Here is an 8,009-nt window from a genome sequence, read left to right on the forward strand (position 1 = left end):
TGCGGCCCTCTGCTGTCACTGCGTCCCGGCTTCAGGCTATCAGGCTTCCGGTGTCCGACGCTATCAGGAAAAGCATGAACGCGTGTCTTTTCCTACAATCATGGTCTTGATGCCTCGCCGCAACGGATTTGCCGTGCGGGAAAGCGCAGGCATCCTTATTTTTCCGGCCAGTCCGGTAACGCGATTTTGTCCATGCATCCCTTCACCGCCCTGCTCCTGCTGACCGCCATCCAGATCGCCACCTCCTTTGCCGCGACCGCCGTGCTGACCATCTCGCCCCTGCTGGCCGAGACGCTGGGCATTTCCGTCCGCTGGGTCGGGGTCTACACGGCGGTGCTCTACGCGGCGGCGGCCTGCTCGTCGATCTGGTTCGGCAACCGCGTCCATCGGCTCGGCGCATTCCAGGTCAGCCGCTGGTGCCTGGCACTCTGCGCCCTGGGGATGCTGCTCATCGCGGCCACCCACGTGGCAGGGGTGCTGGCCGGCAGCGTACTCATGGGCATGGGCTACGGCGGCATCACGCCCGCCAGTTCCTACTTCCTCAGCCAGAGCGGCCCGCTGAAAAACCGCAGCCTGCTGTTCTCGATCCGGCAAAGCGGCGTCCCCGCCGGGGCTGCACTGGCGGCCTTGCTGGTGCCGGTCATGACGCAGCACGTCGGACTGCTGTGGGCCTTCGTGGCGCCGGGCCTGATCGGCCTGCTCGGTGCGATCGCCTTCAACAGCAAGTCGGCGCAAGACCACGACCCGGCCCCGGCAGCCAGCAAAGGCGCAGCATCCGCAGAGAGCGTCTGGTCGCTGCTGCGCAGCCATCCGCCACTGCGCATCCTGACGCTGGTGGCCTTCCTGTTCTCGGGCTTGCAGGTCACTGCCATTGCCATGCTGCTGCCCTTCCTGCACGGCTTCCAGCAGATGTCGATCGAGCAGGCCGCCATGCTGCTGACGCTGTTCAATCTGGTGGGCGTGGTGTTCCGGCTGATCTGGGGCCGCTGCGTTGATCGCGGCGTGCCGGCGCTGCGCATGCTGGCCGTCTCCGGCCTGCTGGGCACGCTGGGCTTTGCCATTCTCGCGTGGTCGGCCTTTGCGCCCACACCGGTGCTGATGTTCTATGCGGCCGCCGCCGCGCTCGGGGTGGCGGTGGTGGCCTGGAATGGCGTGCTGTTCTCGGAGATCGCCATCCTCGTGCCGCGCGCCCAAGTGGGCCGGGCCACCGGGCTGTGCGTGTTTGCCGGATTCATCGGCGTGGTGCTCATGCCCACCGTACTGACCCTGGCCATCGAGCAGCGCACCGCCTCCGGATTGGTGTTCGCGCTGGGCGCTGCGCTGTCGATGCTGGTCGGCTGGCAGACCTGGCGCCGCGCAGCGCGCCCAGGCCAGCCAACCTGATTCGCCTGCGCCACCAATCGCGCGCGCTCACCGGCGTGCGGCCTTGGTGAAGCTGGCCCGCCCCATCTCGCCGGCATTGGCCAGCAGGCGCAAACGCGCCGAGCGCCACTCGCCCAGCGCACGGATGCGTTCCAGTTCGGCATCGGCCAGGGCCGTCTGGGCGTTGAGCATCTCCACGATATCGGCCGCACCCGTGTCGTACTTGCGCCGCACGGACTCTACCGAGCGCAGGGCCGCTTCCAGCAGGCCGCGTGCAGAGGACATGCTGCGCAAGGCGGTGGTCGCCTCTGCATAGGTAGTGGCGATGTCGCCCAGCACCTGCGCCTGTACTTCACGCAGCTCGGCCTCGCGCATCTCCAGTTGGGCCTGCGCGCCATCGACCTTGTAGCCGTTGGCAAAGCCATCGAAGATCGGGATGGTCAGGTTCAGTCCGACCACCGTATCGCGATCGCCGCGACTGCCGGGCTGGTTCGGACGGCCGTTGATGTAACGGCTGGCCGTCATGTCCAGCGTCGGCAGGCCATCGGCCACGGCGACTCTCACCTTCTCGCGGGCGGCCTCCACCTGGCCGCGTGCAGCCAGGATCGCCGGGTGATACTGCCGGGCCGATTGCAGCCAGCCCGGCAGGTTCTGCTCCAGCCCGAGCGGATCCTCCTCGGTCTCCGAGGACAGCGTGATGACCGGTACGTCGCCCGCCTCGTCCAGCAAACCCAGGCCCACGGCCAGCATCACCACGCTGCGCTTGTACTGGCCGATGGCGCGCGCCAGTTCCAGCTCGGCCCTGGCCACGAAGGTGCGTGCCTGCAAGGTCTCAGGCAGGGCACCCACGCCGCGCTGCTCGCGCTTGATGGCGGCCTCCAGGATCTGGCGCGCCAGCGCCAGGCTGCGCTCGCGCGACTGCTGTGCGGCGCGCGCGCTGTGGGCGTCGTAATACAGGCCGACGGCATTGCCCATGGCTTTCTGCAGGGTGGCGTCCTGGCTGGCCGAGGCCGCCTGCAGCAGCACATCGGCTGCGCGCTGGTTGGCACTGCGCCCGCCGAAGTCGAGCAGGCGCCAGGTCAGCGTCGCATACAGCGTGCCGATCGAGCGCTTGCTGCTGCCCTGGTCCGACGTGGCGCTCTCGCGGTACTGGCCGACACCCGCCCCGAGGGTGGGCAGGTAGGCTGCACGCGCCTCGCCCAGTTGCGACGACTGCAGCTTGATCGCGGCCCATGAGGCTTGTACCTGGGGCTGATGGCACAGCGCCAGGTCCACCGCATCAACCAGCGTGAGCACCTTGCCGGGCGTGAAGGGGCTGGTTGCGCAGCCCGTTGGACGGTCGTCGCCGGGCAGTATCTTTCCCTTGTCCAGTTCGGGCGGGCGTGCCAGCAAGGGATCGAAGCGCGCAGGCGGGGCCGCACCAGCCGGTGCCGCAAGCAGCGAGACCATCAGGATCAGGGCCGTTACCGCATGGCGCGGTTGCAAAAAGTCATCAACGCTCATGCAAAGCCTCCTTCTGATGCCGCATCAACGGCGACAGCACATACTCGATCACGCGCCGGCTGCCGGTCCGGATACCCACATTGACGGCCAGCCCGGCCGACAGCGGCAAACTGCGACCATCGACATTCAAGCTGTTGCGGGAAAGCAGGATGCGCGCGGAATAGACCAGGCCCTTCTTCTCATCCTGAATGGCATCGCGCGAGACATGCACCACACGCGCCGGGACGGTACCGTACTTGGTGTAGTCGAAGGCATCAATCTTGACCTCGACCTCCTGCCCGATGCGGACGAAGCCGACGTCCTTGTTCTCCAGCCAGGCCTCGATTTCGATATCGCCCTCCTCCGGCACGATCTGCATCAAGGGCTGGGCCGCCGCCACCACACCGCCCACGGTATGCACGGCCAGCTGCTGTACGGTGCCGCTGACGGGGGCCATGAGCGTGAGCAGGCGGCTGCGCTCTTCGGCGCGGCGCTGGTCCTGCTGTGCGGATTCGATGATCTTCTCGGCCTCGATGCGGCTGTCGTGGGCTTCCTTCTGCGTCTGCGCCAGCAGCGCGGTGCGCTGGTTGCGGGCCTCGCTCAACTGGCCTTGCAGATCCACCCTCGCTTGCTCCTTCTCCAGCCATGCATGACGCGAGACGGTGTTGTCGGCCATCAGCTCCTTGTAATCGGCGGCACGCGCGCTGGCCAACTGCAAGGCCGCTGCGTAGCGCGTGATCTCGTCATCGATCCGGGCCAGGCGCGCGCGAAAGTCCTGGTACTGCCCCTGCAACTGGCGCTCGGAAGAATCCCGCTGCGCACGGCCTGCGCCGCCAACCTCCGTCAGCTGCGGCGCCTGCAGCTCCTGCACCGCCTGCATCATGGCCGCCGCGCGCGCCACCTGCAGCCGCGCCTGGGCCACGGCGTCGGCGGCCTTGTCGCGTTCGGCATCACTGCTGGTGGCATCGAGCTCCATGAGGATCTGGCCGACCCGCACGCGCTGTCCTTCCCTGACCAGGATGTCGCGCACGCTAGCCACCTCGATGGACGCGATGGTCTTGATCCGGGCCGAAGGAATGACCTTGCCGGTAGCGTTGACCACGATGTCGATCTGGCCCACCAGCGACCACAGCAGCGTGAGCAAGACCATCGCCATCAGCAGGCGCGCAGTCCAGCGCAGGCTGGCCGAATCGGGCGATTCCTGCAGCGACAGCGCGGCCGGCAGGAACTCGGCTTCCTGCTCGTCGTAGAAGCCGCTCTTGCGCGGATCGCGCTGGCGCCAGGCATGCCGCAGTACGCGCCCATAGCGCTGCCACAGCGCCAGCCAGGCCCGGGAACGATGATGCAGACTCATGGTGTCTCCCCTTGCAATGGCTTGCCGGCCTGCAGCGCACAGAGGTGCGCATAGATGCCGTCGGGCAGCATGAGCAATTCCTCATGGCTGCCGCTCTCGACGACGCTGCCGCGCTCCATGACCACGATGCGGTCGGCATCGCGCACGGCCGACAGGCGGTGCGCGATGATGAGCACGGTGCGCCCGGCACAGATCTGGCGCATGTTGTCCTGGATGATTTTTTCGGATTCGTAGTCCAGCGCGCTGGTGGCCTCGTCAAAGATGAGGATGCCGGGATTGCTGATGAGTGCGCGCGCAATGGCGATGCGCTGGCGCTGTCCGCCGGACAGTCCGCTGCCCTGCTCGCCGACCAGCGTGTCATAGCCCTCGGGCAGTTCGCAGATGAAGTCATGCGCTCCGGCCAGCTTGGCGGCGGCGATCACCTGCTCGATCGGTGCGGAAGAATCGACCAGGGCGATGTTGTCGCGGATGGAGCGCGAGAACAGCGTGTTCTCCTGCAGCACCACGCCGATCTGCTGGCGCAGCGAGGCGGTGTCGATGATGGCGATATCCTGCCCATCGACGGTCACGCGTCCGCTCTCGCAGACGTAGAGCCGCTGCACCAGCTTGGCCAGCGTGCTCTTGCCGGACCCGGAGCGGCCGACGATACCGATCACTTCGCCCGGCTGTATCTGCAGCGTCAGCCCGCGAATGACCTCCGGCGTCTCCGGACGATAGCGAAAACTCACCCGCTCAAACGCAATCGCACCGGTCACACGCGGCAGGCGGGTGCGCTGGCCGGCCACTTCGCTGCGCGCATCGAGCACATCGGCCAGCCGGCTCATGGAAATGCCGATCTGCTGGAAGTCGTTCCACAGCTGTGCCAGGCGCAGGATCGGCGCCGCCACCTGGCCGGCCAGCATGTTGAAGGCCACCAGTTCGCCCACGGTCAGGGTGTTGTCCACCACCTGCAGCGCGCCCATCCACATGATGCCCACGCTGACCAGCTTGCTCACCAGGTTCACGCCGCCATTGGCCACCAGGCTGATGTTGGTGGTGGTGAGACCGGCGGCGACATAACCGGCCAGCTGCTGGTCCCACTTGCGTTGCCAGTGCGGTTCCACGGCCAGGGCCTTGACGGTGTCCATGCCGGTCAGGGTCTCCACCAGGAAGGACTGGTTCTCGGCGCTCTTGTTGAACTTGTCGTTCAGGCGTGCGCGCAGCACCGGTGTGAAGATCAGGGACAACAGCAGGTAGACCGGGATGGAAGCCAGCACGATCAGCGTCAGCGGCACGCTGTACCAGAGCATCACCGCCAGGAAGATGAAGGAGAACATCAGGTCCAGCACCAGCGTCATGGCATTGCCGGTGAGGAAGCTGCGGATGTTTTCCAGCTCGCGCACGCGGGCAATCGAATCACCCGCGCGGCGTACCTGGAAGTAGGCCAGCGGCAGGCTCAGCAGATGGGCAAACAGGCGCGCGCCCAGCTCCACATCGATCTTGCTGCTGGCCTTGGCGAAGATGGCGGTACGAATCCCGGTCAACAGGGCTTCGAAAATGGTGGCTGCGATCAGGCCGACCGCAATCACGTTGAGCGTCATCATGGCGTGGTTGACCAGTACCTTGTCCATCACCACCTGGAAGAACAGGGGCGTCACCAGGCCAATGATCTGCAGCACCAGCGAGATCAGCAGCACCTCGGCCAGCACCTTGCGATACTTGACCACGGCCGGGATGAACCAGGTGAAATCGAAGCGCGAGGACTCGCCCGCATAGCTGGCCTGGCTGGTCATGAGGATCACCTGGCCGCCCCAGAGCGCCATGAATTCGCTGCGCGTGAGGACCTGCGGTGCTTGCCCCGGCCGCTGGATCAGGATGCGCAATGGCGTGCCCGGTGATTCCTGCGGCGCGGCGTCGATCTTGGCAAGCACGAAGAAGTGTCCGGCGTGATCGACGCAAATGGCCGGTACCGGCGTGCGCTCCAGCCTGGCCGCTTGCTGGCGGATGGCGCGCGCCTTCATGCCCAGGGCCCGCGCGCCCAGCAGGATGGTCTGCACGTTGAAGGGCTGGCGGCCGAATCGGTGCTGCAATTGCCGGGCATCGGCTGCGATGCCGTGCAGCTTGGCCAGCATGATCAGGCACAGCAAGCCGCTGTCCGTCCCCGCCTGGCCGGTGTCGTGGTCCGTCTGGTTCATAGGATTTCCGAGAGGGTTGCTTCGAGGATGGTGGGTCAAGGACGGCCGCTGCCCTGCTTGCAGGCCGCCTTGATAGACCGTAGGTCAGGACTCAGTGGGTCACGGTCAACAGCACCTGGTCCGCACTGGACTGGCCGCTGCGCCACTCGGTCTGGGTTGCCGCCGGCGGTGCGAAGCTGGCCATGGCTTGCACCAGTTTTTCCACATCGCTGTCGTAGAGGGTGTAACCCTCGGCGGTCCTGATGCGCTCGATGTGGTTGTCGCTGCCGCTTGCACCGCCGACGTACCAGTCCTTGATGGTGATCTGGTCCTGTCCGCCCAGGACGTCGATCTGCAAGTCATTGCCCACGTGCTGGAACCACAGGTTGGTCTGCCTGATGTCGGTGAACTGCAGCGTATCCAGGTTGCCCTTGGTGGCATCGTTGTCGACCACCAGATCCCGGCCATCCCCGCGACTGAAGACGTAGGTGTCGTTGCCGGCCTGACCTACCAGCGTATCGTCGCCACGGCCGCCGGTGAGGATGTTGTTGCCTCGATTGCCCACCAGCTGGTTGTCCAGCGCGTTGCCGGTGCCGTTGAGGCTGGCGTCGATCATCTTGATCGGTGCCACGGTGATGAGGGCATTCGCGCCGTCGACATTGGCCGCGTAACGCAACTGCTCCATGCTCAGGAAACGGCACATGTCGCTGGCATTTCCCTGCCCGGAATCGGTGATGTAGACGCCTTGGGCAACGCCTGTGGCTTCATCGCAGGCAACACCGGTCAGCGTGATCACGTGATCGCTGCGTACGGGACTGCCGTTGTCGCCATGGCCCCAGAGCTGCGACGAGCACACGCCGATGATGGCGCCGCGGCCCGCCTGCAGGGCATCCAGCAGCTTCTGCTCCTCATAGCTGGTGAAAATCTGGTGGGCCATGTGATAGCTGTCCAGAATATTGCTGCGTTCGTAGACATTCGTACCGCCACCCATGCCGCTGGCATTCTTGGGCGTGCACCAGCCCATCTGGATCGCGCGGCGCACTACATCGGGCTCGCTGACGGACTGTCCGGCGATGGTCAGCAGGTTGGCGATGCTGGCCTCGCCACAGGTGCCATCGTATCCGGCGAGATCGCCGCCCTGGTCGTAGTCGAGGTGGTAGTCATGCGGCGCGCCATAGACCAGCACGGACTTGCCGTCCATGCTGGCGCGCTGCGGGGTGCCAGCATCCAGCAGCACCAGATTCTCGACGTTCTCGCCGAGGGTAGTGCTGATGCGGGAGTAGACGGTATCGATACCCTCGCCTACCAGTTCCATCACCTTGTCGCCGGGGTTGTCGATGAAATAGCTGTCGTTGCCCTTGCCCCCGATCATGGTATCGGCACCAGTACCGCCGTCGATGACGTTCTCCTGGCTGTTGCCCACGATGAGATTGTCCAGGCCATTGCCGCCGGCCTTGTAGTTGCCGCCTTCCAGCAGATGCAGTTCTTCCACGAACTCGGTCAGCGCATAGCTGCTGCCCGCCAGCACCGTATCGTAGCCGCCGTTGTCGCGCTCCAGCACCACATCGCCCGGACTGCTGACCACATAGGTATCGTTGCCGCTGCCGCCTTCCATGTGATCGTTGCCGGCGCCGCCATCGAGATAGTCATCGCCTCCG

5 protein-coding genes are annotated in these 8,009 nt (G+C 65.7%); 1 reads left to right on the forward strand and 4 read right to left on the reverse strand.

Annotation, left to right across the window (positions count from 1 at the left end; genetic code table 11):
* Window positions 1-192: 192 nt before the first annotated feature.
* Window positions 193-1,383, forward strand: coding sequence for an MFS transporter (locus tag B3873_RS20120; protein ID WP_286868567.1), 1,191 nt, complete (start codon window positions 193-195; stop codon window positions 1,381-1,383).
* 27 nt (window positions 1,384-1,410) lie between these two features.
* Here B3873_RS20120 and B3873_RS20125 read toward each other — a convergent pair whose 3' ends face one another.
* The 4 genes from B3873_RS20125 to B3873_RS20140 all read right to left on the reverse strand — a co-directional run.
* The gene (locus tag B3873_RS20125) at window positions 1,411-2,865 is read right to left on the reverse strand and encodes a TolC family protein (protein WP_286868569.1); all 1,455 of its coding nucleotides are present in this window, start codon (window positions 2,863-2,865) and stop codon (window positions 1,411-1,413) included.
* Window positions 2,855-4,198 (reverse strand): HlyD family type I secretion periplasmic adaptor subunit, encoded by a 1,344-nt coding sequence (locus tag B3873_RS20130; RefSeq protein ID WP_286868571.1) that lies wholly within the window; start codon window positions 4,196-4,198, stop codon window positions 2,855-2,857. Before B3873_RS20130 ends, B3873_RS20125 begins: the two co-directional genes overlap by 11 nt.
* Window positions 4,195-6,372 carry a type I secretion system permease/ATPase gene (locus tag B3873_RS20135; protein ID WP_286868573.1) on the reverse strand — a complete coding sequence of 726 codons (2,178 nt, stop codon included), beginning with the start codon at window positions 6,370-6,372 and terminating at the stop codon, window positions 4,195-4,197. Before B3873_RS20135 ends, B3873_RS20130 begins: the two co-directional genes overlap by 4 nt.
* 91 nt (window positions 6,373-6,463) lie before the next feature.
* On the reverse strand, window positions 6,464-8,009 hold a 1,546-nt coding region (locus B3873_RS20140; RefSeq protein ID WP_286868575.1), incomplete at its 5' end, for a calcium-binding protein.

Source organism: Herbaspirillum sp. UBA812, from assembly GCF_002296545.1.
Taxonomy (GTDB): domain Bacteria; phylum Pseudomonadota; class Gammaproteobacteria; order Burkholderiales; family Burkholderiaceae_D; genus Herbaspirillum; species Herbaspirillum huttiense.